The organism is Streptomyces naganishii JCM 4654 (assembly GCF_014650575.1).
GTDB classification, from domain to species: Bacteria; Actinomycetota; Actinomycetes; order Streptomycetales; family Streptomycetaceae; genus Streptomyces; species Streptomyces naganishii.
On record NZ_BMVF01000025.1, the window covers coordinates 1 to 25,384 of the forward strand.

At 69.1% G+C, this 25,384-nt stretch carries 18 protein-coding genes and 9 pseudogenes; 14 read left to right on the plus strand and 13 right to left on the minus strand.

Translation table 11 applies throughout. The features are described 5' to 3' along the window. The first annotated feature begins 5 nt into the window (after nt 1-5). From IE217_RS30870 to IE217_RS30885, 4 genes are all read left to right on the plus strand, one after another. Nucleotides 6-155 carry an HNH endonuclease gene (locus tag IE217_RS30870; protein WP_229865735.1) on the plus strand — a complete coding sequence of 50 codons (150 nt, stop codon included), beginning with the start codon at nt 6-8 and terminating at the stop codon, nt 153-155. A gap of 97 nt (nt 156-252) precedes the next feature. After that, nucleotides 253-1,383, plus strand: a complete 1,131-nt coding sequence (locus IE217_RS30875; RefSeq protein WP_229865710.1) for a GNAT family N-acetyltransferase — start codon at nt 253-255, stop codon at nt 1,381-1,383. After that, nucleotides 1,380-2,546: a LuxE/PaaK family acyltransferase gene (locus IE217_RS30880; protein WP_190181266.1), complete on the plus strand. Its 1,167-nt coding sequence runs from the start codon at nt 1,380-1,382 to the stop codon at nt 2,544-2,546. The genes IE217_RS30875 and IE217_RS30880 overlap by 4 nt, the downstream gene beginning before the upstream one ends. After that, nucleotides 2,543-5,062 (plus strand): acyl-CoA reductase, encoded by a 2,520-nt coding sequence (locus tag IE217_RS30885; RefSeq protein WP_190181267.1) that lies wholly within the window; start codon nt 2,543-2,545, stop codon nt 5,060-5,062. The genes IE217_RS30880 and IE217_RS30885 overlap by 4 nt, the downstream gene beginning before the upstream one ends. 62 nt (nt 5,063-5,124) lie before the next feature. Here the strand turns inward: IE217_RS30885 and IE217_RS30890 are convergent, their stop codons facing one another. Then, nucleotides 5,125-6,324, minus strand: a complete 1,200-nt coding sequence (locus tag IE217_RS30890; RefSeq protein ID WP_190181268.1) for a PucR family transcriptional regulator — start codon at nt 6,322-6,324, stop codon at nt 5,125-5,127. A 74-nt stretch (nt 6,325-6,398) separates the two neighbouring features. Here IE217_RS30890 and IE217_RS30895 point away from each other — a divergent pair, with 74 nt between their 5' ends. The 3 genes and pseudogenes from IE217_RS30895 to IE217_RS35475 all read left to right on the plus strand — a co-directional run. Continuing rightward, on the plus strand, nt 6,399-7,655 hold the full coding sequence (locus IE217_RS30895) for an alkyl sulfatase dimerization domain-containing protein (protein ID WP_190181269.1): 1,257 nt from the start codon (nt 6,399-6,401) through the stop codon (nt 7,653-7,655). A 107-nt stretch (nt 7,656-7,762) separates the two neighbouring features. After that, complete coding sequence (locus IE217_RS30900) at nt 7,763-8,881, plus strand: Ca2+-dependent phosphoinositide-specific phospholipase C (RefSeq protein ID WP_190181270.1); 1,119 nt, start codon at nt 7,763-7,765, stop codon at nt 8,879-8,881. Between the two features lie 12 nt (nt 8,882-8,893). Further along, nucleotides 8,894-9,052 (plus strand): annotated as a pseudogene (locus IE217_RS35475) (hypothetical protein); the annotation flags it as partial. A 53-nt stretch (nt 9,053-9,105) separates the two neighbouring features. Here IE217_RS35475 and IE217_RS30905 read toward each other — a convergent pair. After that, nucleotides 9,106-9,935: pseudogene (locus tag IE217_RS30905) on the minus strand (IS5 family transposase). 399 nt (nt 9,936-10,334) lie between these two features. On the opposite strand from IE217_RS30905, the gene IE217_RS30910 reads away from it, so the two are divergent. The 4 genes and pseudogenes from IE217_RS30910 to IE217_RS30925 form a co-directional block, all read left to right on the plus strand. Then, the gene (locus IE217_RS30910) at nt 10,335-10,808 is read left to right on the plus strand and encodes a hypothetical protein (protein WP_190181271.1); all 474 of its coding nucleotides are present in this window, start codon (nt 10,335-10,337) and stop codon (nt 10,806-10,808) included. A gap of 125 nt (nt 10,809-10,933) precedes the next feature. Continuing rightward, nucleotides 10,934-11,278, plus strand: a complete 345-nt coding sequence (locus tag IE217_RS30915) for a site-specific integrase (protein ID WP_229865712.1) — start codon at nt 10,934-10,936, stop codon at nt 11,276-11,278. Nucleotides 11,279-11,457: 179 nt separating this feature from the next. Then, nucleotides 11,458-12,410: pseudogene (locus tag IE217_RS30920) on the plus strand (IS481 family transposase); the annotation flags it as partial. 4 nt (nt 12,411-12,414) lie between these two features. Beyond that, nucleotides 12,415-13,017, plus strand: a pseudogene (locus IE217_RS30925) (polysaccharide deacetylase family protein); the annotation flags it as partial. Between the two features lie 434 nt (nt 13,018-13,451). Here the strand turns inward: IE217_RS30925 and IE217_RS30930 are convergent. The 5 genes and pseudogenes from IE217_RS30930 to IE217_RS34980 all read right to left on the minus strand — a co-directional run. Next, nucleotides 13,452-14,603 carry a D-alanyl-D-alanine carboxypeptidase family protein gene (locus IE217_RS30930; RefSeq protein WP_190181273.1) on the minus strand — a complete coding sequence of 384 codons (1,152 nt, stop codon included), beginning with the start codon at nt 14,601-14,603 and terminating at the stop codon, nt 13,452-13,454. 614 nt (nt 14,604-15,217) lie between these two features. Continuing rightward, nucleotides 15,218-16,063 (minus strand): DUF2127 domain-containing protein, encoded by an 846-nt coding sequence (locus IE217_RS30935; protein WP_190181274.1) that lies wholly within the window; start codon nt 16,061-16,063, stop codon nt 15,218-15,220. A gap of 160 nt (nt 16,064-16,223) precedes the next feature. Then, nucleotides 16,224-16,360: pseudogene (locus IE217_RS35480) on the minus strand (IS5/IS1182 family transposase); the annotation flags it as partial. 220 nt (nt 16,361-16,580) lie between these two features. Beyond that, nucleotides 16,581-16,814 (minus strand): annotated as a pseudogene (locus IE217_RS30945) (P-loop NTPase family protein); the annotation flags it as partial. A gap of 196 nt (nt 16,815-17,010) precedes the next feature. Further along, nucleotides 17,011-17,141 (minus strand): annotated as a pseudogene (locus IE217_RS34980) (telomere-protecting terminal protein Tpg); the annotation flags it as partial. A gap of 351 nt (nt 17,142-17,492) precedes the next feature. Here IE217_RS34980 and IE217_RS30950 point away from each other — a divergent pair. Next, on the plus strand, nt 17,493-17,831 hold the full coding sequence (locus IE217_RS30950; protein ID WP_190181275.1) for an STAS domain-containing protein: 339 nt from the start codon (nt 17,493-17,495) through the stop codon (nt 17,829-17,831). Nucleotides 17,832-18,549: 718 nt separating this feature from the next. Here the strand turns inward: IE217_RS30950 and IE217_RS30955 are convergent. Next, a complete protein-coding gene (locus IE217_RS30955) occupies nt 18,550-19,278 on the minus strand; it encodes a GntR family transcriptional regulator (protein ID WP_190181276.1) in 729 nt (242 codons plus the stop codon). A 69-nt stretch (nt 19,279-19,347) separates the two neighbouring features. Beyond that, entirely contained in the window at nt 19,348-20,826 is a 1,479-nt protein-coding gene (gene tcuA, locus IE217_RS30960; RefSeq protein ID WP_190181277.1) for an FAD-dependent tricarballylate dehydrogenase TcuA, read from the minus strand. Between the two features lie 128 nt (nt 20,827-20,954). On the opposite strand from tcuA, the gene IE217_RS30965 reads away from it, so the two are divergent. Further along, the gene (locus tag IE217_RS30965) at nt 20,955-21,176 is read left to right on the plus strand and encodes a GntT/GntP/DsdX family permease (RefSeq protein WP_229865713.1); all 222 of its coding nucleotides are present in this window, start codon (nt 20,955-20,957) and stop codon (nt 21,174-21,176) included. 252 nt (nt 21,177-21,428) lie between these two features. Beyond that, a pseudogene (locus IE217_RS30970) lies at nt 21,429-22,205 on the plus strand (transposase); the annotation flags it as partial. Between the two features lie 8 nt (nt 22,206-22,213). Here the strand turns inward: IE217_RS30970 and IE217_RS34985 are convergent. From IE217_RS34985 to IE217_RS30985, 4 genes and pseudogenes are all read right to left on the minus strand, one after another. Continuing rightward, nucleotides 22,214-22,618, minus strand: a pseudogene (locus IE217_RS34985) (transposase family protein); the annotation flags it as partial. A gap of 135 nt (nt 22,619-22,753) precedes the next feature. Beyond that, nucleotides 22,754-23,371 (minus strand): CE1759 family FMN reductase, encoded by a 618-nt coding sequence (locus tag IE217_RS30975; RefSeq protein WP_190181278.1) that lies wholly within the window; start codon nt 23,369-23,371, stop codon nt 22,754-22,756. Then, the gene (locus IE217_RS30980) at nt 23,368-24,489 is read right to left on the minus strand and encodes an LLM class flavin-dependent oxidoreductase (protein WP_190181325.1); all 1,122 of its coding nucleotides are present in this window, start codon (nt 24,487-24,489) and stop codon (nt 23,368-23,370) included. The genes IE217_RS30975 and IE217_RS30980 overlap by 4 nt, the downstream gene beginning before the upstream one ends. 154 nt (nt 24,490-24,643) lie before the next feature. After that, nucleotides 24,644-25,318 (minus strand): HAD family hydrolase, encoded by a 675-nt coding sequence (locus tag IE217_RS30985; RefSeq protein ID WP_190181279.1) that lies wholly within the window; start codon nt 25,316-25,318, stop codon nt 24,644-24,646. Nucleotides 25,319-25,384 lie beyond the last annotated feature (66 nt).

A 25,384-nucleotide genomic window follows, 5' to 3' on the forward strand; every position in this document is an offset into this window, starting at 1 on the left:
CATCGATGAAGCCGCTGCACAAGCACCACTTCATCTACCGGCGCGACGGCGGCTCGGACGGGCGGACGAACCTTCGCCTCGTACACGCCGACTGCCATCGCCAGCACCATGCCGGCGACCACAGAAGGGCCAAGCAAGATGACCGACCCGCGTGACTCCAGGGGCCCGCTTGAGCCGGATGCGGTGAACAGCCGCACGTCCGGTTCTGAGGGGGCCGGGGGGCGGCAACGCCCTCCGGCTACCCGACTGAGCGTGGTCCTCGCGCCCGCCGCGATCCAAGACGTCGCGGAACTGCGGCAGTTGTACTTCGACGTGTACGGGCACGGCTACCCGGTACCGCTCGGCAGCGATCCGGCCGTCATGCGCAGACTGGTCTGCGACGGCACGGCCCACTGGCTGACCGCCCGCACGCCCCACGGCGACCTGGTCGGCTCCGCCGTCGTGCAGACCGACCCGGGCAACCGTGTCGGCAAGCTCGTTGGGCTGGCAGTCCACCCCGCACACCGCGGCGAAGGACTCGCCTCCCGGCTGACCGGCGCCGTGTGCGCGGAGGCGTTCAGCACCGGTCGCCTCGACTCGGTGTACGCCACCGTGCGCGTCGTCACCGAGGGACCGCAGAACGTCGTCGTACGCAACGGCTTCCGCCCGCTCGGCCTGATGCCCAACGCGGTCGAGGTCGAGGGCTGCGAGAGCCTGGCGCTGTTCGCCCGCTACGCGGACGGCGTGCTGGAGCACCGGGCCCCCGTCGACCACGTACCGGAACGCCTGACGGCACTGCTGTCCGCCGCGGCCTCCGGCATCGGCGTCGACTACAGCGGGGCCGGACAGGTCCCCGCCCGCCCCACGGCGCGGGCCGCCACCGGAGCGGAGCCGATCGAACTGATCGCGGCCCCCGCCTTCGTCCGCCGCCGCTTCCTGGAACGGTTCCCCGGCCCGGACGACCGCTTCTTCCCCCTCCACACACCCAACGCGCTGCTCGTCGCGGCCGACGGCGGCTTCGAGGCGTACGCCGATCTCGATCCGGTCGCGGGCGGTTGCGCCCTGGTCGCCGTCCACCCGCGTCCGGTGTCCGTGGCCGGAGCGCTCGAGGCGCTGATGACCGCGGTCACCCGGGCCGGTGCCGACTACGCCGAGACCCTGCTGCCGCTGGCCGACACCGAGGCCCTGGACGTCTTCCTGGCATCGGGGTTCGTGCCGAGCGCGGTGTACCCGGCGATGCGCCGCATCGGCGACCGCTTCCACGACTACGTGGTGCTGTCCCGCACCAGCCGTCAGATCGATTTCCGCACCACAGCCGTCAGCCCGCTGCTCCAGCCGTACCTGAGGGCCTACCTGACCGCCTGGACCGCCACCTACCTGCCCCTTCACGAGGTTTCCCGATGAACCCCCATCTCGCTCCTGTCGAGGTCCCCGACCCGGGGGCGCTCGGCCACGTGCAACGGCTGTGCGACCTCGCGGCGCCGTACACGACCGGCGCCGACGTCGACGCGTTGTTCGCCGACGCGATGGCCGAGGCCAACGCCTGGCACGCGCGGCGCTCACCGTTCTTCGCCTCGCTCCTGGGCGATCCCCCGGAGGAGGCCGCGCCCACGGTCGGCGAGCGGGTGCGTGCCCCGCTGGTGCCCGCCGCGTTCTTCAAGCGCCACGAGGTGCTCTCTGTCCCCCGTGACGATGTCTTCCTGCACCTGACGTCCTCGGGCACCACCGGCCAGAAGTCGCAGATGTTCTTCGACGAGTGGAGCATCCGCGCGGCGCAGCGCATGGTGGCCCGCGTCTTCGACCACTACGGCTGGATCACGCCCGATCAGCCGGTCAACTACCTGCTCTACAGCTACGAGCCGGCACCTTCCCTGAAGCTCGGCACGTCGTTCACCGACAACTACCTGTGCGACTTCGCCCCGGCCCGGCACACCACGCACGCGCTGCGGCACACCGGCGCCGGCCACGAGTTCGACGTGCACGGCTGCATCACGGCGCTGCACCGCTACGCCGAGGAGGACGTACCGGTGCGCATCCTCGGCTTCCCCGCCTTCCTGCACTTCACGCTGGAGCGGATGACCGCCATGGGTGTGCCGCCGCTGCGGCTGCCGAAGGGGTCGCTGGTGGTGCTGGGCGGCGGCTGGAAGGGCCACGCCGACCGGCAGATCGGGAAGGAAGAGTTCTACGCGGAGGTCACGGAACTCCTCGGAGTCCCCGGCGAACGCATCCGCGACACCTTCGGCTCCGTCGAACACTGCGTGCCCTACGTGGAGTGCGCCGAACACCGTCTCCATGTGCCGGTGTGGTCGCGCGCCGCCGTCCGCGACACGGCCGCCCTGCGGCCGCTGCCGTACGGCGAGCGCGGCTTCCTGCACCTGGTGAGCCCGTACATCACCTCCGTACCGGCCCACAGCGTGGTGATGGGCGACCTCGCCTCGCTGCACCCGGGCGAGGAGTGCGCCTGCCCGCTGTCCACCGACTGGTTCACCGTGCACGGCCGTGCCGGGACGAGCCGTAACCGCAGTTGTGCCGTCGCCGCCGCCGAGCTGCTGAAAGGGACGCCGTGACCACCTTCGTTCCCCGCCCCGTACTCCACCTGTGGCAGGGCGACTTCGTCGACGACGCCGAGGCCGGCCGGCGGCTCGCCGAGCTGCCCGAGCTGACGGGACGCGTCGTCGCCCGGCCGCTGCCCACCGATGTGGTGATCGGCGCGTGTGCCGCGGTCAGTGCCGAACTGGCCGACCCGGCCTCGCCGTTGCACGCACGACTCACGGCGCACCTGCCCCCCGACGAGGCAGGGACCGTCCTCGCCGAACTGGCCGCCGCGCTCAGCCGTCAGGCCCTGGAGCGAAAGCTGCGCCGGGAGTTGGGCGGTGTGCGCCCCGAGCGGCTGACGCGGCCGGACGCCCGCCTCACGACGTACGAGGCCTGGGCCCCGGTGGGTCTGCTGGTGCACATCGCGCCGGGCAACGCCGCCACGGTCGCGCCGCTGAGCGTCGTCGAGGGACTGCTGGCGGGCAACCTCAACGTGCTCAAGACCAGTAGCTCCGACACGCCGCTGGCCGTCGAGTTGCTGGACGCGCTCTGCGCGGCGGATCCCAGCGGGTCGATCGGCGAGCGGGTGGTGGTCCTGCGCTTCCCCTCGTCGCGCCGGGAGTGGCTGCGCGCGCTGTGCGGTCAGGCCGACGCCATCGCGGTGTGGGGCGGCGAGGACGCCGTACGGTCGGTGCGCGACCTGGCGCCGCCCGGCTGCCGGGTCGTGGAGTGGGGGCACCGGATCTCCTTCGCCTACCTGACCCGCGAAGCGGCGGCCGACGTCGCCACCCTCGACGGCCTCGCCGCGGACGTCTGCCGGTTCGAGCAGCAGGCGTGCTCCAGTCCGCAGGTGGTCTACCTCGACACCGAGGACGCGCAGGAGGTCTTCGCCTTCGCCGCAACGTTCGCCGAGCGGCTGGCGAAGGTCTCCCAGGCCCGGCCGGCACCCCGGCCGGCACCGGCCGAACAGGCCGAGATCACGACCGTGGAGCAGCTCGCCAGGCTCGAACGGCACCTGGGCCTCACCCGGGTGATCAGCGCCCCGGACGGCACCTGGCGGGTGCTGGCCGACACCCGCCAGGTGCTGACCGCCTCCCCGCTGCACCGCAGCGTCTGGGTGAAGCCGCTCGCGCGCCACGCGGTCACCGCGACCCTGCGGCCGATGCGCAGGTATCTGCAGACGGCGGCGGTCGGCGGCGACCCGGCCGACGTGGCCGAGCTGTCACGAGCCGTGCTGGCCGCGGGCGTCACCCGGGTCACTCCGGTCGGGTCCATGCACGAGGGCTACGAGGGCGAGCCGCACGACGGCGTGTACGCCTTGCAGCGCTACAGCCGGCGGGTGAGCGTCCGCGCTTCCGCCGCGGCGTTCCGCACGGTGCCCTGCCTGGACGACCTGGTCGCCCCGCCCGTGCTGCCCCCGCCGCCGGACGGCCCGCTGCTGGGCAAGGAGGGCGTGCAGACGGCGCTCGCCTCCCTGCCCGACGAGTACGCGCACCTGTACTTCCGCAGCGGGGGCTCCACGGGGGCGCCGGCCCTGTCGGTGTTCACCTGCGACGACTACGACAACCAGATGCGGGCCGCCGCCGACGGTCTGCTCGCCGCCGGATTCGACCCGGCCCGCGACCGGGCGGCCAACCTGTTCTACTGCGGCGGGATGTACGGGAGCTTCATCAGCTTCTTCTCCATCCTGGAACGGCTCAACGCCACACAGGTCCCGATGGCCGCCGGACCCGACCACGCCGGGGTCGCCGAAGCGCTGGTCAGTCATCGGGTCGACACCGTGTTCGGCATGCCTTCCTACCTGTGGCAGCTGTTCCACGCCGAGGCGGACCGGCTGCGGGCCTACGGGGGCATCCGCACCGTGTTCTACGGCGGTGAGCACTTCACGGCGGAGCAACGCCGGGTGCTGACGGAGGAGTTCGGTGTGGAGGTGATCCGTTCGGCCGCCTACGGCAGTACCGACCTCGGCCCCCTGGGATACCAGTGCGCCGCCTCGCGGGGATCGGTCCACCATGTGCTCACCGACCTGCACACTCTGGAGATCCTCGACCCGCACTCGGACGTGCCCGTGGCGTCCGGTGAACCCGGCCGGCTGGTGTTCACCTCGCGGGCGCGTGCAGGACAGCGGCTGGAACGCTACGAGATCGGCGACCTGGGGCGTGCCGTGGAGGAGTGGTGCCCGTGCGGCAGCCACGTACCGCGTCTGGAGCTTCTCGGCCGCTACGGCGACGTGGTGCGCGTCGGCACGTACTTCTTCAACTACCGGCGCTTCGTGCGGGCCGCGCAGGAGCGGCTGGACTACCGCGGTGAGACGCAGTTGCTGGTCTGCCCCGGCGCCGGCCGCGAGCGGCTGACGGTGCGCCTCGACGAGCAGTACGCCTCCGACGCCGCCGCCGCGCGGGAGGCCTTCGTCACCGAGGTGGCGGAGGTGGCCTCGGCCGAAGCGGAAGGACTCCTGGCCTTCTCCGTGGAAACCGTGCCGAGGGCAGCGTTCGAACGCACCGCGACCAGCGGCAAGCTGCGCACGGTGGTCGACCTGCGCGGGTAGGCGCGGCGCGGCCGGTGTTCGGCGACCACCGGATGACCAACGCCTCCGTCCCTGCGGTCGGTTCAGTGGTCGGCCGACCCCCTGTCCGGGGCTCGCAGAGGTGCCCGGGGGCTTCGGCCGGCGATCCGGTGCAGGGTCAGCGCGGCACCGAGGAGCTGGACTCCGCGGCCGGTGTGCGGGTCGACGCCGGTCAACTCGGCGACGCGGGCCAGGCGGTTGTCGACCGTGTTCGGGTGCACGCCGAGTGCCTGGGCCGTACGGCGCCGGTCGAAGTCGCAGGAGAGGAACGCGGCGACGGTCTCGGTCAAGCCGGGGTGACCGTCCAGCGGTTCCAGCAGGGCGCCCAGTTCGGGCGCGCTGTCCGCGGCCGTCGCCACGTGGTATTCGAGCAGCACGTCCCGCAACCGGTGCAGGCCCGGCCCGTCTGCCACCAGGGCGATGCGGCGTGCTCGTTCGGCCGCTGCGGGCACCTCCTGAAGGGTGTCCGCGGCCGCGACGCCCACGATCGGCGCCGTCGGAGGGTGGGAGGAGAGCCGGCCGGCCACCGCGTCGACCGCGATCCGGGAGGGCAGAAGGACGTGGCCGCCGCGCTCGTCCGGCAGGCTCAGAACGCGTCCCTCGGCCAGCGGGGCGAGCCGGGCGAGCGCCCAGCGCAGCAACCGGCGCGCCGTCACCGGTGTCTGCGGCTCGGGCGCCCGCACGCGGAGCACGAGGTAGCCCGGCTCCAGTGGCAGCCCGTAGCGGGCGGCGACCTCCTCGGGCTCGTCACCGCGGATCAGTGCCCGGGCCAGCTCCCTCGGCGCAGCCTGCTGGTCGGCGAGAGCCGCCAGGTAGGCCTCGGTGACGTTCTCGACGGTGGCCTGCAGCGCCCTCAACTGCATCCGGGTCAGGGACTGCAGCGCGGCTTCCTCGCCCGGACGGGCCAACTCGCCCAGCGCGTCCAGCAGTACCTCCGCCCCGACGTGGTATCCCCGGAGCAACTGCACCAGGGGAAGGCCCTCCTCGGCGCGTTCGGCGGCGCGCTCCCGGAACGGCCAGATGTCGACGTCCGGTTGGCCTCGGACGTGGCGGAGGAACCCGCGCAGCGCATGACGAGCCGTCGCCGCCACCTCCACGTCCCGCAGCTCCGCGGGCAGGAGGTCGAAGCCGGGCACCTCGGCGCGCTGTCGTTCCACGATGGATCTGGCCAGCTGGTTGACCCGCGGTTCGAGGCGTGCGGCCAGCCGGATCGCGCCGTCCCGCGCAGCGTCTGGTTGTGACATGTCCCAACAGTAGGCAGCCATCGGTGGCCCCGCAGTCGATTGCCGCGCGCACGGGTTCACGGTGGCATGGGCCCATGAACTTGTCCCTCACCGATTACGCAGACCGCGTCTGGCACGGCGCCGTCGACGACAGCGTCGTCCATGCCGGGCAGGCGGGTTCCGGCGTCATCGAGGTGGCCGACGGCGTCGGCTGGCATCCCGGCTTCGGCAATGTCGTCACCTTCCGCACGGACGACCAGGTCATCCTGTTCGACACAGGCAACCCGCTCTCCGCCGGCAGTCTCCACCAGGCCGTGCGCGCCTGGACACCACTCCCGGTGACCACCGCGATCTTCTCCCACGGCCACATCGACCACGTCTTCGGGATGGGTCCCTTCGACGCGGAGGACGCAGCACGCCCGACCGTGCTCGCCCACGAGAGAATCGGGGAGAGGTTCGACCGCTATCTGCTGACGGGCGGCTACAACACCCTCATCAATCGTCGGCAGTTCCAGGCACCGGACCTCCGTTGGCCGACCCGGTACCGCAGACCCGACCTGACCTATCGCGAAGCGCTCACCCTGACGCGAGGGGATTTCACCTTCGAGCTCTTCCACGTCGAGGGTGAGACCGACGACGCGACCGTCGCCTGGGTCCCCCGACACCGCATCCTGTGCCCTGGTGACATGTTCATCTGGGTGAGCCCCAACTGCGGCAACCCGCAGAAGGTGCAGCGCTACCCGCGCGAGTGGGCGCTCGCGCTGCGCCGCATGGCCGCCCTGGGCGCGGAGATCATGCTGCCTTCGCACGGAGCGCCGGTCTTCGGCGTCGGCCGGATCCGCCTGGCCCTGACCGAGACCGCCGAGTGGCTGGAGAGTCTGGTCGAGCAGACGCTGGACGGACTCAACGCCGGTGCCCGGCTGGACGACCTGATCCACTCCGTGCGCCCGCCCGCCCATCTGGCCGACCGCGTCTACCTGCGCGCGAGGTACGACGAGCCGGAGTTCATCGTGCGCAACCTGTGGCGGCGTTATGCGGGGTGGTACGACGGGAATCCAGCGCACCTCAAACCGGCTCCCGAGGACCGGCTCGCCACCGCGCTGGCGGATCTGGCGGGCGGTGGGGCCGCCCTGTCGGAGGCGGCCCGGCGTTACGCCGACGCGGGCGAGTTGAGGATCGCGGGCCACCTGGCGGAGTTCGCCGTGCAGGCCGCCCCGGACGACGCAGCCGCACACGCCGCACGAGCCGACGTCAACCAGGCGCGCGCCGAGCACGAGTCCTCCCTGATGGCCCAGGGGATTTTCACCTGGGCCGCCGCGGAGTCACGAGAACGGCTGGGTGACGAGCTCTGACCGGCAGCACAGCCGACGGCGGACCGCTCCCATCCCCTTGTCCGGTCGCGTCTCATCCCCTTGTCCGATCGCGCCGTGCACGACTTTTCCCTTCGTAAGGAGCCGCGATGCCCTCCGCTCGCACGGAATCCCGTCCCTGGCGCCGCAGAGCCTTCGGTCTCGCCGCCACCGCGCTGCTCGGCCTGGCCTCGGCGTGGGTCACTGCCACACCCGGCAACGCCGCCACGGTGAAGCCGATGCCGGACACATCGGCCTTCGACGATGTTCCCCTGAACCAGATCTCCGTGTCCGGACTGCACAACGCCTACGACAAGAGCAAATCGAAGTCGATCACCGCGGGCCTCGACCTCGGAGCCCATCTGCTGGAGATCGACGCCTACAGCACCTACGGCAATCCCGGCGGCTGGGTCGTCAGTCATTCCGATCCTTTGATCAACGACAACAACTGCACCTACCACACCGGTTCGGGCGTCTTCAGGACGACCTGGGAGAACGGCAGCCTCAGAACCTGCCTCGACGATCTCAGGGCATGGAGCGACGCTCATCCCCGTCACGACCCCGTCTACCTCAAACTGGAGCTGAAATGGGGTTTCCGCTCCAACGCGAACATGGGGCCGGCCCAACTGGACCAGCTGGTGACCGCACACCTCGGTGCCGGGAACCTCTTCACCCCCGCTGACATGCTCGGGACCGCCTACCCGACCCTTGACGCAGCGGCGCAGGCCGGCGCATGGCCCTCCTGGGGCCGGCTCCGCGGCAAGTTCATCGTCTTCCCGATCACCGGCACCATCGAGAACAGACTTTCCGGCTACGGACTGGACAACCTCTCCACCGAACAGGAATACGCCCAGCACCTGGCCGACCTTTCGGCGGCCGGCCGACTCCGCACGGCCTCCATGTGGCCCGCCATGACCCACCCCGGCCCGAACGGCGACCCCCGCCTCATCCACGCGGCCGCCCTGCGGCCCTGGTTCGTCATCTTCGACACCCAGGCTACCCACTGGCTGAACGACGGGTACCCCATGTCCTGGTACTGCCGCAGCAACTACCTCACCGTCGAAGGCTCGGCCGAGAGTGTCGCCCCCGCACTCGACGACACCGATCCCGACCCCACCGCCGCCGCCCAGCGCGTGCAGTACCTCGCGCAGCAGGGCCACTCCAGCGCCACGACGTTCGACTGGATGACCGCTCCCGGCGCCTTCACCCTCTGGCCCCGGAACTGTTGACGGGGCCGGCTGATGACGGGAATCTCCGACCGGCAACGGAAGGTTCGGACAGTCGACGGCGAGTGGCCCGAATGGAGTCGCCGCAACGCGCGCTCCGTGCAGACCACCATCGGATGGATCTTCTGGGATCCCGGGGCAACGGCGCGGTACGAGGCCCGCGGTCTGCCAAGCCCGCTCGGGTACATCGCTTCACGCGGAGCGCCTCTAGGTTCTGTCGTCAAACGTCACGTCCACATCAGCAGGGCTGCGAGGGTTGACGGCTGCTTGGTAGGACTCGGTGGTCTTGTCGTACCGGGTGGCGATGCCGCGCCACTGCTTCAACTTGTTGAAGCACCGTTCCACCACGTTGCGCCGCTTGTAGGTGTCGCGGTCGAAGGCCGGGGGCCGTCCGCCACGGCTGCCGCGGTTCAGCCGGTTGCGGACGTGATCGGCTCGCTCGGGAATGGTGTGGCTGATACCGCGCCGACGCAGCCAGGTGCGTATCGCCCTGGAGCTGTAGCCCTTGTCGCCCAGGACGTGCGAGGGCCGCACCCGGGGGCGTCCCGGGCCTGGGCGGGCACCCGGATCGCTTCCATCACGGCGGTGAACTGGGTGCAGTCGTTGGTGTTGCCGCCCGTGACGATGAAGGCGAGCGGGCGGCCGGCACCGTCGCAGGCCAGGTGAATCTTGCTGGTCAGGCCGCCTCGGGAACGTCCGAGAGCTGGACTGCGGAGCCCCCTTTTCGAGCACCGGCGGCATGCTTGTGGGCGTCGACGATGGTGGAGTCGACCGACACCAGCCAGTCGATGTCACCGACGGCGTCGGCCCGGGACTGGGCGGCGCGGAGCATCCGTTCGAACGTGCCGTCCGCCACCCACCGGCGGAAACGGGTGTGCAGCGTGGCCCACGGCCCGTACCGCTCAGGCACATCCCGCCAGGCCGTCCCGGTACGGAACTTCCACACGATCCCGTTGAGGACCCTGCGGTCATCCAGCCGCTTGCGCCCATGCGATGACACGGGCAGCAGCGGCCTGACGAACTCCCACTCGGCATCGGACAGTTCATGGCGACGTATCACCCGTCCATGATCCACCACTCAAGATCATTTGAAGACACTGCATAGGACCGCTACGCGCCAGCGCGCAGGGCCCCGTCGAAGTCCCGACGGGGGCCGGGGTCGAACCGGCTTCCGCCTTTCGGGCCGCGTCCTGGTGGGGCGCGGCCCGATCATAGGGGGCGTGGGTGTGGGGTGGTAGCTGTCTTGGTGCGCTGCTGTCGGCATACGGGCCGGCTCAGGCCCGAAGTCCCGTCGCGCTTCCGGAGGATCGGCCCATGGCCGGTCACTCCTGCGTCACGGCGTCTGGGTGAAAGCTGTGCGTACTCGGGCGCTGATGACGCTGCCGGGGTATGCCTCCGCATGCTTTCAAGCAAACAGGCCATGGGCCGTTTTCGCCGAGAGAGAAGGAGCGCGTGGGTGGAACTGAAGAGCAGGGTTGCTGCGTCACTCGCCGCCGCAGTAGTCATGACATTCGCCGGAGCCGGAGCAGCGCAAGCAGCGACGGGTGCCGGCCCGGCTCAGGTGGTGCGGCTTGCCCACGCCAGACCGACTCCGGAGGGGAGGAAGCACTGCGAGGACATCGACTCGGCGGGGGACGAGTACTACGCCGCCCACGCGTTGTACGTCTCGGCGGTCTGTGACGGGAAGGTGTACGTCTTGACGATCGACCCGACGACCACGCCGCCCACCGCCGTTGGTGGCTGGCAGGCCGTGGGCGGCCCCACAGATGTCGTCGATGCCACGTTGGCGGCCGGCACCCAGGACGTCCTTGGCGGCCCGGTGTTCGTCACCGCCCTGACCCGGAGTGGAGCCGTGTGGCAGGGGGTGTGCGCCAACACTCGGCCGCTTGGGGCGTGCTCGTTCAGGCAGCTGCCCCAGACGCCTCATTGATCCGATGTCGCGCCGGCTCCGCTGTGCGCCTGGCGGGATCTCTGCGCCGCCCTCGTGAGCGGCTGGCGTAATCGACACGAAAACGGCCCCACCGATGATCTCTGGTGGGGCCGTTTTCCCTGGTCATGGCGGCTGTAGCTGGGGCCGGGGTCGAACCGGCGACCTTCCGCTTGCTCCGCGCGTCCGGAGAGGATCGGCTGCACGCCCTCTACGTGCTGGCCCTGGTTCTGGGGGTGCGGCGCGGCGAGCTGCTGGGGCTGCGCTGGGACGCCATCGACCTGGACCGGGAGGCGCTGACCGCGGAGCGTGCGCTACAGCGTGTCGGGGGAGAGCTGTGGCTGGTCCGACCCACGACACAGGCATCGGTCCGCACTGTCCTGCTGCCGCCTCTCGTCGTGAAGGCGCTCCCCGAGCACCGCGAGCGGCAGGCACAGGAGCGGGCCGCCGCCGGCGTCGGGTGCAGGGGCTGATCTTCACCTCCCGCATCGGTACCCCGCTGGAGCCGGACAACCTGCGGCGGAGCTGGGCCCCGCTCCGGAAGCGGCTAGCTGTATTGATCACGAGCGTTGTTGACGCCTGTCGGGCTTGATCATGGCGAAGACCTCCGGTGTGGTGGAGCTGTCTAGGACTGCACCGCACGGAGGTCTTCGTGTCCCACCGTAATGCCCGGCTGACCGTTCATGGCAGGCGGCTGCTGGTCGAGCGTGTCCGTTCCGGCCGCCCCGTCGCGCATGTCGCTGCCGAGATGGGTATCTCGCGGGCCACGGCCCACAAGTGGCTGCGCCGCTGGCGGGCAGAGGGCGAATCCGGCCTGCACGACCGTTCCAGCCGGCCCCACAGGACGCCGCACCGCACGGCAGCAGCGGTCGAGGACCGCATCTGCCGCCTGCGGCAGGATCGCAAGCTCGGCCCGGCCCGCATCGGCCCGATCCTGGGCCTGCCCGCCTCGACCGTGCACCGGGTCCTGACCCGGCATGGCCTGAACCGCCTGGTCTTCCTGGACCGGCCCACCGGCCAGGTCATCCGCCGCTACGAACGCAGCCGGTCCGGCGAGCTCGTCCACGTGGACGTCAAGAAACTCGGCCGCATCCCCGACGGCGGAGGCTGGCGCGTCCACGGCCGTGCCGCCTGCCCCGACCGCCGCCGCACCACTGGCTTCGACTACATCCACTCCGCCGTCGATGACCACAGCCGCCTGGCCTACAGCGAAGTCCTCAGCGACGAGAAGGCCACGACCTGCGCGGCCTTCCTGGCCCGGGCCGCAGCTTTCTTCGCCACCCACGGCATCGACCGGATCGAGCGTGTCCTGACGGACAACGCCTGGCCCTACCGCAAGAGCTTCGCCTGGCGGCAGGCGCTCGCCGACCTCGGCGCGGCCGGCAAGCTCACCCGTATCTACCGGCCGCAGACCAACGGCAAGGTGGAACGCTTCAACCGCACCCTGCTCGACGAATGGGCCTACCTGCGGCCCTACACCAGCAACGACGAACGCACGGCCGCCCTGGCAGCTTCCTGCACACCTACAACCACCATCGCTGCCACACCGCACTCGGCGGCCAGCCACCGATCAGCCGCGTGAACAACCCTGCGGGTCAATACACCGGTAGTGAGCATGGGCATTGCCCACGCATCGGACAAGGGAACGCATGCCGTCAACATCACCATCGACGACGGCCCGGATCCGGTGTGGACGCCGCGCGTACTGCAGGTACTCAAGGACAACGGCGTCAAAGCGGTCTTCTGCATGATCGGGGAGGAAGCGGCCGGCTATCCCGCCGTGGTGCGGCAGGTCGTCGCCGACGGGCACCGGTTGTGCGACCACAGCCTTCATCACGACACGACGATGGGTCGTAAGCCACCTTCCTACCAGTACAGCGAGATCGTCAACGCGAAAGGGGAGATCGAGCGTGCCTCGGGAGGCGTGAAGCCGCTCTACTACCGCGCGCCGGGCGGCGCGTTCACCCCCTACAGTCGGCAGATCGCCGCGTCGATAGGCATGCGCCCGCTCGGCTGGAACATCGACGCCCGGGACTACAAGCGATCCGGTGCGCTGGCGATCGTAAGTACCGTGGAGCATGAGCTGCCCAACGGCCCCACGATCCTTTTCCATGACGGCGGCGGGGATCGATCGCAGACGGTCGCCGGGCTCGCCGCGCTCCTGCCCCGTCTGCGGCAGCAGGGCTATGCTTTCGGTTTTCCCGTGCGATGAAATACGCAGCGCCCAGGAGTGTGTTCCCTCGTCACCAGATCATCGGCGAGGGTGTGGAACGCCGACTCGGAGCGGACGGGCACATCCTGGAACAACACAATCGCGTCCCTGTGAGCCGAACTGCTCATGACCCCTGGGCTGGCGGAGCGGACGTTAGAGAGTGTGCTGTCGTCCGCCGTGCTCAGGGAGCGGTGATCACTCTGGGCAAGTTGACCTTCGGGCGGATCGCCGTGGGAACGGACGACTCCCCGGCAGGGCGCGGGGCGGGGACACGAGCGGCCGAGCGCGAAGGGCGCGGGTCGAGGACAGGAGGGCCTCGTGGTGAGGCCAAGGAGCGGCCATCGGATCCGGGCGGCCGGTGCGTGCCGGGGATGCCAGTGGAATGAGGTAGCCAACGCAGAGCACGCCGCGCGGCGGAGCAGGATGAAGCGCTCTCACTGCGGCCACCGGCGCCTGATCAGGTATGCGGCAAGCCCGAACACTGCCAGGGCCCCGCCCACCATGGCCGCGGCAGTGCTCAAGCCTGCGGAGCCGGAACCAGCAGTAGCGCCTGGTTCCGACGATGGCGTGCCACTCCGAAGGGCGCTCTGCGGTGCCACCAGTTCGCCCACCGGGGTCACCTTGCCGTCTGCTCGGAAACCCCAGTCGAGAAGCTTGGCGGTCTCCTTGTAGACCTGGTTGTGCTCGCGTTTCGCCGGGTGCATCACCGTGACGAGCAGTACCTTGCCGCTCCGCTGGGCGGCTCCGGTGAAGGTGGCGCCGGCGTTGGTGGTCTCGCCGTTCTTCACGCCTGCGATGCCCTGGTAGACGGGTACGTCGGTGTCGCCGCTCAGAAGCCGATTGGTGTTGCGGATCTCACGGGAGTCGAACGTGGCGCTGACCGTCGAGCAGTAGTCGCGGAAGTCCTCCTTGTGCAGCCCGGACCGGGCGAACAGCGTCAGGTCATACGCCGACGACAGCTGGCCCGGCTCGTCATAGCCGTCGGGCGTGACCACGTGCGTGTCCAGGGCCTGCAACTCGTCGGCGTGAGCCTGTATGTCCTTGACCGTCCGCTGGAGCCCGCCGTTGAGGTGCGCCAGGGTGTGCACGGCGTCGTTGCCCGAGCGCAGGAACACCCCTAGCCACAGGTCGCGGACAGTGTAGGTGTGCCCCTGCTTCATCCCGACCACGCTGGACCCGGCGCCCATGCCCGCGAGGTCAGACGGCTCGACCTTGTGCCGGATGTCTTTGGGGAAGCGGGGCAGCAGAGTGTCCGCAAACAGCATCTTGAGGGTGCTGGCCGGAGGCAGCCGCCAGTGCGCGTTGTGCGCGGCGAGCACCTTGCCGGATTGGGCGTCGGCGACGACCCAGGAACGCGCTGTGAGGTTCTTGGGCAGCGCGGGCAGGCCCGGAGCGAGGTTCACCTGGATGCCCGGCCGGCCGAGCCGCTCTCCGCCCACGGTCGACATATGGGCAGGGGGCGTGACCGTCGGGCTCGCCGAGGGGCGGGGGACGGCCAGGGCGGTCGGCGCGGTCACGGACAGGGACAGCAGTGCGGCGGACGTGACCGGCAAGGATCGCCGGGTAAGCTTCTTCGGCGCGGGCACGGTCGCGACCTTACCCGGAGCGCACCGCGAAATCCCGGCTTGCCCTCCGACACGCAACCCGACGCGACGCGAGGCTTCCGGTTCGCCGTCCGCACCCCAATTGCGCATCGTGGTGCCCAGTCGATCACGACAGAGCCTTCCGCCCATTCACTGGCTTTGCCCGGCCGAGCTTCTCCCTGCGATGCCCAACGGCATCGCAGGGAGCGAACGATCGGATGACAAGCAGTCGCCGGACGATGCTGGCGGCCATGACGGGAGGCCTGCTCGCCGGCTGCGCTGGCCCGCAGACCAAGACAAGCGGCCGTTCTGACACCGCCGCCCGCGCTGAATCGACGCCAAACCGGTCGCCTTCCGCCAGTTGGCCGCCGAGCCGCTGTTCGAGATCGCGAACCACGGCACCCACCACCTCCCCTTGTCGGGCACAGGCCGGTCGCAGCATGCGGGAATGATCTTCACCGGATCCTGCGGGGGAGGACGAACCCGCTGTCAGGCTCCGCAAGACCTCGGGCCGATCACCAGGCTCTACGTCAATGCATGGGTACCAAGACCGTCAAGGATCTCCTAAAGAAAAACCGTCCCTGAGACCTCACATCGAGAACGTTGTGCGCTCATCGTCACGGTCCCGGAAGAACACGCTCCAGGGCTTCCCAGCTGGTGTCGCGGGCTTTTTCAGCCGCTTCGGCTTTTCCGCCGCCGCGTAGGCCGAACAAACGTTTTGCGCTGAGGAGGTAGAAGCTGATCGCCACGTTGATGGCCAGGGTCAGGATTTTGGTCGGCGTGATACGTCCTTCGGCCAGCTCATAGATCTCAGGAACGAGCAATACGGTTGTGGCCACGAACGTCAGGTATTCCGCCCAGCGCTTGGCCAGCCACAGTCCGATCGCCTCGATGCCTTCGAGGAGTGCGTAGGCGCCGACAACCAGCCCGACTGCCCACAAAGTCGATGAGCGGGCGGTGAAGGCCTTGCTGAGCTCGCCCAGCATTCCCCGCCCGGATCTGCCAGTGGGGCCGCCGACACCGTTTTGCAGCAAATCCATCGTCCGATAGAACGGCGCACTGAGCCGTCGGCGTTCGTGCGCGAAGCCGAGTACAGCGATCGAAAGAACGCCGAGTACGAGAAAGTGAACCAAACGGTCGAGCGCGATCAGTCGCAGCACATATCGGTCACGCAGCGGCTTGCCCCGCAGCGGGATGTCGATGTCCGCGCGTTCGGGCGGGAACTCCCGGGCCGGGTGTGCTGCGGGTCGCACCGGGAGCCAGGCATCACAGCGCAGACACCGGTGCCAGCGAAGTCCGTCTCCGAAGTCTTTGACCAGGATCGCGTCCGTGCCGCGCACACGGGCCGCGTCCGTGCCCTCCAGATGGTGCCCGCGCCGCGCGCACTCAAAGAGTTCGTACCAGACCAGGTGGTGCCGCTTGGAGCCGATGCCAGGGGGCGCATCCATGATGTCTTCCGTCATGGTCGGTATCGTCTTGCCGCAAGGGCGTCTGCGCAGCCCACCTCGCCGTGTTAGCCCTGCATTTTGTCCACAACGCCTCAACCTCCGCCCATCGGCTACAGGACGGGAAGACGGGCTGCGCACGCCTCAATTCACGGATAGGGCAGGACGGTATGGGCGCGTCACCGGCCTGGCCCGGCGTGATGACGAAGGCCAGCGGCCGGCAACGGCCGTCCGTGACGAGGTGGATCTTCGTAGTCAGTCCACCGTGGAGCGACCGAGGGCATGGTCGGCCGGCTCGCCGGCCGGGTCCCCTTTTGATCAGCCCTGAAGGTACTGGGGGCGTTCGGTCCGGCCGCGGCCGGTGCGGCGGGAGACGATCCGTCGCTGACCACGGCCACCGACGCGCACGCACGTCCTGCCGCAGTCGCCGCGCTGTGGGCCGCGATGGAAGCGGCTGGCCCCCTCCTCCCGAACCCCTGAGGACACCGCGCCCTGAAGGGCCTCTCGCGGCTCTCCAACCAAAGTTTCACCGAACGACTACGGCGTGGAACCCGGCGTCCAGGACGTAGTGGGCGGTCAGGTCGGTCAGGCCGATGTTCGCAGCGCCGGGCCGGTCGCGCTCTCGGAGTACGACGCGGCGGAGATTGTCCTGGCCGACCAGGGCCAGGCCACGGCCGAACCGCTCGCGCAGGCGGGCGGCGACGGACGACTTCCCTGAGGCCCTGTTGCCACGGACCACGATCAGCCGAGTTTCTCCGGTACCCACCACGACGGCCGAGCAACGGCGTATCTGCGGACGAAGACGCAGCAGGTCAGGGAGCGCTCGCAAGCCGGCCGCCGGACCACAGCTTCGTTGCGAACTCCGGCCGCAACCTCCCGCACCGGCATGCTGCGCAGGCCGCTACGGCAACAGGCGGCCAGGCGGGCGGAGTCGTCGCGTACATGATCAACGTGTTCGGGAATGCCTACAGGTCGCACTCGACGTGCTCGATGTCGGTGAAGCGCACCTCCTCCAGCGTGCCGGCGCGGCGGGGGGCGCCCTGGAGTACACCTCTTTGAGTTCTTCAGCGGCGATTCCACCCAGGTCGCCACCTCCGACGGGCAGCACACGACCGCCGGCGCCCAGTGCGAGCACGCCCACCCGGCGATCCTCGCGTGGACGTCAGAGCAAGGCGGCGGACCGTGGCACGCAGGGGTCACGTCCAGGACCTCTCGTGTTGGGGTGCCGACTTCTGGTCGGTTCGGGTCGGGGTGTGCGAGGCTGGTCGGACAACCAGCCTGGTCTGGTGGGAGACCCCGCGTCGCCCTTACAGGTCGCCACGGCGGCCGGGGCGCGGTGCGGGTGTTCTTGCTCGGCTGTGGGCGGCCCTCATGTAGCCGCGCACTTGATGCCCCCGCCGTGTGAGGGGGTGTGATGGGCTCGACCCCCTGATGGGAGGGGCGAACCGTGAACGATCTCACCGTGACCCTCCAGCAGCACACCGACCGCACGGTGATCAACGTTGCTGGAGAGATAGATCTCGACACCTGTCCGGCCCTGGCCAAGGCCACCGGCGCCGTCCCGCAGGGCGGCACAGCGCTGCACCTGGAGATGTCGGGCGTGTCCTTCATGGATTCCAGCGGCCTCAATCTCCTGCTCCAGCTGCGTCAACGCCTCCTTGCCGAGGGCGGGCAGCTGGTCGTCGCCGGCCTGCAGGGCCAGCCCGCCAAGGTCCTGCGCCTGACCGGCGCTTACGACCTGCTGGTCGCCAGCCCTGCCGATACAGCCGATGTCGCTGCAGCTTAAGCGGTGTGGACGCAGGTCGCTGTGGTCGGGACCGCCCGCAAGATGTGCTGAGTGTCGCTTCGAGGGGGCGCGGGGAGCGCTGGACGCGTGGGCGTCTTGATCGCCCTAGTGCTCCAGCAGAAATACAGAAGTCCGGCTCAGAGCCACGACCCTGCGAGCCGGAGGCCCGGCACGTACCGGCCCGGCCTCCTCGGCGCGGGCATCCGCACCATCAACGACAAGAACCTGATCTGGAACGACACCGAAGGCCGGGAACCGGAGCTGATCCCGCCCCGGTTCGAGACTGGCGCCAAGGTCGGCACCGGTTCGACCATCTTCAGTGATGGAGATGACCTGCGCAAAGGCAACGGCTCTGGCGGCCCGCGCGCTGCCCGACCTGATCCCGCCCCGGGACCCGTCCGCCGGCTGGGCGCGCCCACGTCCCCTGCCCGCGGCCCGGCCACGTTCGAAGGCTGCACCCGGCCCGCAACCGGTAGACGGGAAAACCGGTACCGGCCCCGCTTCGGACAGCAAGGAGTGACACCAGGTGGCTACCGCTGTCAGCAGGTGCAGGGCGCGTCTGCCCGGGGAACGCGACGATCACTTCATGCGCCTGCCCGGCGCCCAGGTCGTCTCCAGGCGAGCGCTGCTCACAGCAGCGGGAGAGCATCCGTGCCGCGATCGAGGAAAGCGATGAGCTGCATCTACGGGCAGGCCGGCAACGGCAAGTCCTTCGCGGTCAACGCCTGTCTGCGCGAGCACGCCCCGGCCCTGACCCGCCGCATCCAGTGCCGGGCCCTGAGCCGTCCTCCAGGATGGCCTGTCGGAGCAGTCCCATCCGCAGCTCGAGCGCTCGAGAGAAGTGCTTTCGAGCCGTCTTGCGCGCACGCTGGCCGTCGCGCTGCGTGATGGCGTCAGCCAGCTCCTCGTGCTCGTCGAGGGATTCCGACCACCGGTCCCCGACGGCCAACGTGGTTCCGGGATCGTGGATCAGGTGTCCTGTCAGCCGCTCCAAGAGGTCCACCAGGACGTCGTTGTGGGTACTGCGCCATACCGTCTCGTGGAACTCCATGTTGCTCCGGATCATCTGCTGATCGGAGATATCGCTGCCGAGCGCACGGTCCCGTTGGATGAGAGCCTCGAGACGGAGCAGGTCGTTGATCGTCCGTGCTTCCGCGGCCTGCCCCGCCGCATCCTCCTCCAGCAGGATCCGCAGCGAGTAGACCTGGACCACCGTCTCCGGGTCGACGCGCTTGACGAGCAACCCGCGCTTGCCGCGCACTGCCAGCCCGGTCTGCTCCAGCCGGCTGAGTGCATCGCGGATAGGAGTGCGAGAAAGACCGAACCGCTCGGCCAGGGCCACTTCCCGCAGGGGATGTCCAGCAGGCAGCGTGCCGTCCAGGATCTCGACGCGCAGCTGTTCGAAGACCGCGTCTCGATCCCAGGGTTTGGCATCAAGAGAAGGCATTTCCCCCACGTTCCTTGGGCCGAAGGGTCCGGCACGACCGTATGCACCGAACCCTGTGCTGCAACGATCCTAGGCCAGCGAACCTGCGCGACGTCCGAACACGCAGCCCGCGGCCAACCCCGAGCCACCGGGGTAGTTGTCGGCGAACAGACCGCCGAGCATCTCGCCGGCCACGAACAGTCCGGGGATGGTGTTGCCCGCCTCGTCCTGGACCCGGCCGTGCGTGTCGGACTTCAGCCCGCCGAAGGTGAAGGTGATACCGCAGGTGACCGGGTAGGCGTAGTACGGAGCGGATGCGATCGCCCGCGCCCAGTTGCTCTTCGGCGGTGTGACTTCCGCACGGCGACCATCCAGCACGTTGGGGTCGGACTCCTTGGCGTCGTCGATCGACGCATTGAACTCGTCCAGGGTCCGGCGGAGGGCCTGGGCGTCGACCCCCATCTTCTCCGCGAGCTCCTCCGGCGTATCGGCCACGATCTCGCTGACCCCGGGCATCTGGTACTCCTCGACGCGGAGCATGTCCCGGGTGGAGGCGTCGAAGACCTGGAAGGCGAGGGAACCGGGTTGTTCGAGGATGACCTTGCCGTACTTCGCGTAGGTGTAGTTCCTGAAGTCGGCGCCTTCGTCGAGGAAACGCTCGCCCCGGGTGTTCACCAGGATGCCCAGCGGGTAGCTCTGCCGCGTGAGCCGGTTGGTGAGAGCCCGGTTGCTCTCGTTCTCGGGGTTCCACGCGTCCCACTGCACGGAGTGGCACGAGGCCCAGTCACCGCCACGTCCGGCGCCCAGGTCGAGCGCCGCTTCGAGCACCTCGCCGGTGTTGTAGGGGGTGCCGCGCACCTTGGCGTGGCTCCATCGTTCGCCCAGGTACTTGGCGCGCATCTCCGGGCTGGCCTCGAAGCCGCCCGCTGCAAGGATCACCGACTCGGCGCGCAGCTCCACGGGACCTTCGCCGGTCTCGGCACGGACGCCGGCCACGGCACCGTCCTCGACAAGAAGAGCCACGACGCGGTGCTGGTAGCGGATGTCCACACCGAGCCGTCGAGCGACCCGCAGGTGGTCCTCGATCAGTCCCTCGCCGCCGCCGACGTTCCCCACGTGGAGGCCGCCCCAGAAGAGGTAGGTGCCGTCCGCTTGCAGGTAGGCCTGACGCTCGTACATCAGGCGGTACCGCAGGCCCAGCCCGTGCAGCCAGCGCAGGGTCGGGGCGGCCTCGCGGACGAGGACCTCGGTCAGTTCGGGGTCGTTGCGGCCGCCGGTGACGCGTTCGAGGTCGGCTCGGTAGTCCTCCGGCGTGTAGGCGGGCACCGTGGTGACCTCGTGCCGCGGGTCCGGCTCGACCAGGTCTGACAGGTCCTCGAGCCCGGCGTGTGAGATGCGGGTCGCCCCGGCGGTGTAGAAGCTGTTGCCTCCAGCCTCGTCCTCGGGGGCCTTCTCCAGCAGCACAACCCGTCGTCCTCGTTCGGCGGCGGCGTGGGCGGCGGTGAACGCCGCATTGCCCCCGCCGACCACGATCACATCCGCGTCGTGGGTCCTCGTCTCGTCCGCCATCACCAACCTGGCCGACTCGGTATCGATGAACCCCCTGCTGCTCGGCTGGCTCATCGGCCTGGTGCTCTGCCTTCTGCACCGGATCGGCCACCGTCGGCATCGTCTCGGCGACGGGAATCCTCGCGCCGATGGTGACCGACGCCTCCCCGGGCCTCGTCTCCCTGCTCGTGCTCGCGATCGGGTGCGGTTCCATCGGTCTGAACTGGGTGAACCACTCAGGCTTCTGGTTCATCAAAGAGGTTTTCGGAATGACCATCGGCCAGGCGACCAAGACGCACATGATCGTGCAGACGATCGTGAGCGTCGTCGGTTTCGCGGCGGTGTGGGTGCTGTCGCTGTTCCTCACCTGAGCCACCGTGCGCCCGGCCCGGCCAGGCGCACGCCCCTCATCGTGAGGAGCACCGGCCGGAGATCCGGGCCCTCCAGAAGGCCGCCAGGGCGACGAGGACTTCGCCCGAGGGAGTGTAAATTTAACGGCCGATCCGACGATCACGGGGAGACGCCAAGTGACTGACATCGCCGTGGAGTTGGAGGCTGTGAAGCCTGTAGAGAGTGCCCGGCCTGGGCAGCCTGCGCCCGTGTCCGACGAGCAGCTGGTCGCGATGCTGGTGGAGCGGGCCCGGTCGGAGGGGGCTGCAGCTGACCGGGCAGGGTGGGCTGCTGCAGCAGCTGACGAAGCGGGTCTTGGAATCTGCCCTGGAAGGTGAGATGACCGATCACCTCGGCTGCGAGAAGCACGATGCCGGCGGCCGGGGCAGCGGGAACTCCCGCAACGGGAGCCGGGCCAGGACCGTGCTGACCGACGTCGGGCCGGTCGAGGTCAAGGTCCCGCGGGACACCTCGGGCACGTTCGAGCCGCAGATCGTCGGGAAGCGGCAGCGGAGGCCGACCGGCGTCGACGAGATGGTGCTGTCGCTCTCGGCGAAGGGCCTCACTCATGGGGAGATCGCGGCTCACCTGGCCGAGGTCTACGGGACGGAGGTGTCCAAGTAGACCTTTTGTTCGTCGATGCCATCAACGTCGAGATCAGGGGCGGGCAAGTCGCGAACCGTCCCGTCTCCGTGGTGATGGCGGTGACCGTGGAGGACACCCGCGACATCCTGGGCATCTGGGCCGGCGACGGCGGCGAGGGCGCCAAGTACTGGCTGCACGTGTTCACCGAGCTGAAGAACCGCGGCCTGGGCGACGTGCTCATGCTGGTCTGCGACGGGCTCAAGGGCCCGCCCGAGGCCGTGGAGGCCGTCTGGCCTCGCGCGATCGTCCAGACATGTGTGGTTCACCTGCTGCGGAACTCGTACTGGTACGCCGCCCGCCAGGACTGGGACAAGGTCGCAGGAGCACTCAAGCCCGTCTACACCGCACCCAGCGAGGACGCCGCGACGATACCGCCGACAGAGGCCCTCGCGCCGGACAGATCCCATGCCTTGCAGTGCGGTTCCCAGGCACTGGCCGTCCGACCACAACGACCATCCGTGTGTCTGCGTCGACGACGACTTGGTGATTGGTGGAGTACCTGCAGTTCTTGGACTGCTCGGCGACGTTGTGGTCGCGGGTGGGCACGAGCGTGCCGTCGACGATGAGCACGGTGCCGGGGCGACAGCGTTGCCGCTGTCTGAGCGCCGGCAACGGCCCAACCTGGTCGGTGATGCGGTCGGCAGCTGACTTGGAGATGCCGAACAACACGGTAAGGGCGCAGTGTCACGTTTGTTCGCAAGTACGCGGTGACCAGCACGACCCGGTCTTCGAACGGCAGTGACCAGGGACGTCCCCGGCGAGTCAGCTCAGCACCTTCTCTGCCCGCTGCCAGATCTCGTACAGTCCCGTCATCCATCGTTCCCTCACCGACCGCGTCTCTGCGCCCCGAATCCTATGACGCGCCCCCGTCAACGACCTGAGCGGCAACGCGAAAGTCAGTCCCGCCCCTTGCTCAGGTTCCGCCGGTTGCGCCGCCCAGCAGTTGCTGCATGGAAGCGAGGTCTTCGTCGACCAGGTCGCGCCGTGCCCGCGGGCTGCAGGCGCTCAGCAGACGGGCGAAGTCGGCTGCGGCGGTGGCGATGCGTTCTCCCAGGGCGGAGCCCGCCTGGGAGCCGAAGTCGCTGGTGGCGGCATAGACGGCTCGCGGGGAGACGATCGCGTGCAGGTAGGAGAACATGGGGCGCAGCGCGTGCTCGAGGACCAGGGAGTGTCTTTCGGTTCCGCCGGTCGCGCCGATGAGGACCGGCATGTCGGAGAGGGCCCCTTCCGGCAACACGTCGAAGAAGGACTTGAACAGTCCGCTGAAGGAGGCGTTGAAGGCGGGCGTGACCGCGATGATCCCGTCGGCGCGTACGACCGCTTGGAATGCGGATTGCAGTGCATCGGTGGTGAACCCCGTAAGCATGGCGTCCATGATGGGGTGGGCCAGGGGACGGAGTTCCACGAACGATGCGTCGGCCTGGTCGCCGCGGTGTTCGAGTTCGCCGGCCACGGCTGTCACCAGCCGGTCTGCGAGGAGTCGCGTCGAGGACGGCTCACGCAAGCCGCCCGTGATGATCGTCAGTTTCATCGCGCTTCCGGATTGTCTGCGCTGTCGGACTGCGTTCCTTCGCCGGCCGTGCGGGCACGCAGCAGGGACTCGTGAGTGGGAGCTGCCGGGACATCGGCCGGCCTGCCGACGGCGAACTCCTTGCGGAGTACCGGCACCACCTCTTCACCAAGGAGATCAAGCTGTTCGAGCACCGTCTTGAGCGGGAGACCCGCGTGGTCCATCAGGAAGAGCTGGCGCTGGTAGTCGCCGACGTAGTCACGGAATCCCAGTGTCCTCTCGACGACCTGGGCCGGTGATCCGACCGTCAGGGGCGTCAGCGCCGTGAAGTCCTCCAACGAGGGACCGTGTCCGTAGACCGGGGCATTGTCGAAGTAGGGCCGGAACTCGTTGACCGCGTCCTGGCTGTTGGGGCGCATGAAAACCTGTCCGCCCAGGCCTACGATGGCCCGTTCGGGACTGCCGTGGCCGTAGTGCTCGAACCGCCGGCGATACAGCTCCACCATCGCCTGGGTGTGCGAGGTCGGCCAGAAGATGTGGTTGGCGAAGAAGCCGTCTCCGAAATAGGCCGCCAGCTCCGCCACTTCGGGCGTGCGGATGGAGGCGTGCCACACGAAGGGCGGAACGTTGTCCAGCGGCCTCGGCGCAAGCGTGAACCCCTGCAAGGAAGTACGTAGCTTGCCCTCCCAGTCCACCACCTCCTCGCGCCACAGGCGGCGCAGCAGGCCGTAGTGCTCGACCGTGAGCGGTACGGCGTTGCGGATGTCCTGCCCGAACCATGGATACACGGGGCCGGTGTTTCCCCGTCCCAGCATGACGTCGGTACGACCGCCGGACAGGTGCTGCAGCACACTGAAGTCCTCAGCGATCTTGACCGGGTCGTTGGTCGTGATCAGCGTGGTCGAGGTCGACAGAATGATCCGTTCGGTCTGCCCGGCGATGTAGCCGAGCAGCGTCGTCGGCGAGGACGGTACGAAGGGTGGATTGTGGTGCTCGCCGGTGGCGAAGACGTCCAAGCCCGCTTCCTCGGCCTTGCGGGCGATGGCTACGGTCGCCTGGATACGTTCCGCCTCGGTGGGTGTGCTCCCGGTAGTGGGGTCGGTGGTGACGTCACCGACTGTGAAGATGCCGAGCTGCATTCCGGACGCCTCGGACGAGCCCATGTCGAACTCCCTAGGACGCGCGGTCTTGGGCCGTCTCCCATATTTTCCCACGCACGCGCCCGCCCCGCAGAGCGCGCTCATGGAACGAAGTCCTCGCCGAAGGTGACCTCCGCGTTGCGCATTTCCCGGGTCACAGACCGGGGAACGACTCCTCCAGTGACTCCAGCACATAGTCGGCTTTCGCGGCACGAAGGTGCTGCGCGGTGTAGTGCCCGCTGGCGACTCCGACGGCGGTGGCGTCCGCCGCGTGCGCGGCCTCGATGTCACGTGGGGTGTCTCCGACGACATACACCTCGGTTCTGGCGAGGGCGCGGCCATGAAGTCGTGCGGCCTTCGCGACGGCCAGGCGCGTCACCTCTTCCCGGTCGGGGGAGTCCGATCCGTAGGCGCCGAAGACGAAGTAGCGGCCCAGCTTGCCCGGTTCCATTTTGAGCCTCGCCGCGCCTTCCATGGCGCCGGAGACCACGCCCAGGATGGCACCCGCTCGTCCGAGCCGGCGCAAGGTGGCCTCGGCGCCGTCGAGGACGCGATAGGTCTCGGAGGACCAGATTTCCTCGGACAGGTGCCACAGGTAGGTGCTGTAGAGCCGCATCATCTCTTCATGACTGGGATCACGACCCAGCACCGCCCGGAACGTTTCCCGTCCCACCTGCGGGTCGGTTTCCCCCGCCGACGTGTGTTTTCCGATGTCCGCGGGGACGCCGTGCAGCTGATCAAACGCCCACGCCCAACTGCGTGCTCCCGCACCTCCGGTGTGGACCAGGGTTTCGTCGATGTCGAAGAGGACAGCGAGGGGGCCTGTCATATCCGTTCCTCTGGACGCGAGGTGGTCAGTGGTGTCCGCGGGACCCTGAGCTGCGGACGGACAGAT

Bases quoted from the DNA above. Each gene is read 5' to 3' on its own strand.
- IE217_RS30900 (WP_190181270.1), top strand. From the start codon at position 7,763: ATGCCCTCCGCTCGCACGGAATCCCGTCCCTGGCGCCGCAGAGCCTTC.
- IE217_RS30980 (WP_190181325.1), bottom strand. From the start codon at position 24,489: ATGCAGCTCGGCATCTTCACAGTCGGTGACGTCACCACCGACCCCACT.
- IE217_RS30895 (WP_190181269.1), top strand. From the start codon at position 6,399: ATGAACTTGTCCCTCACCGATTACGCAGACCGCGTCTGGCACGGCGCC.
- IE217_RS30870 (WP_229865735.1), top strand. From the start codon at position 6: ATGAAGCCGCTGCACAAGCACCACTTCATCTACCGGCGCGACGGCGGC.
- IE217_RS30890 (WP_190181268.1), bottom strand. From the start codon at position 6,324: ATGTCACAACCAGACGCTGCGCGGGACGGCGCGATCCGGCTGGCCGCA.
- IE217_RS30935 (WP_190181274.1), bottom strand. From the start codon at position 16,063: ATGACGGAAGACATCATGGATGCGCCCCCTGGCATCGGCTCCAAGCGG.
- IE217_RS30985 (WP_190181279.1), bottom strand. From the start codon at position 25,318: ATGACAGGCCCCCTCGCTGTCCTCTTCGACATCGACGAAACCCTGGTC.
- tcuA (WP_190181277.1), bottom strand. From the start codon at position 20,826: ATGGCGGACGAGACGAGGACCCACGACGCGGATGTGATCGTGGTCGGC.
- IE217_RS30915 (WP_229865712.1), top strand. From the start codon at position 10,934: ATGGCGGCTGTAGCTGGGGCCGGGGTCGAACCGGCGACCTTCCGCTTG.
- IE217_RS30975 (WP_190181278.1), bottom strand. From the start codon at position 23,371: ATGAAACTGACGATCATCACGGGCGGCTTGCGTGAGCCGTCCTCGACG.
- IE217_RS30880 (WP_190181266.1), top strand. From the start codon at position 1,380: ATGAACCCCCATCTCGCTCCTGTCGAGGTCCCCGACCCGGGGGCGCTC.
- IE217_RS30955 (WP_190181276.1), bottom strand. From the start codon at position 19,278: ATGCCTTCTCTTGATGCCAAACCCTGGGATCGAGACGCGGTCTTCGAA.
- IE217_RS30965 (WP_229865713.1), top strand. From the start codon at position 20,955: ATGGTGACCGACGCCTCCCCGGGCCTCGTCTCCCTGCTCGTGCTCGCG.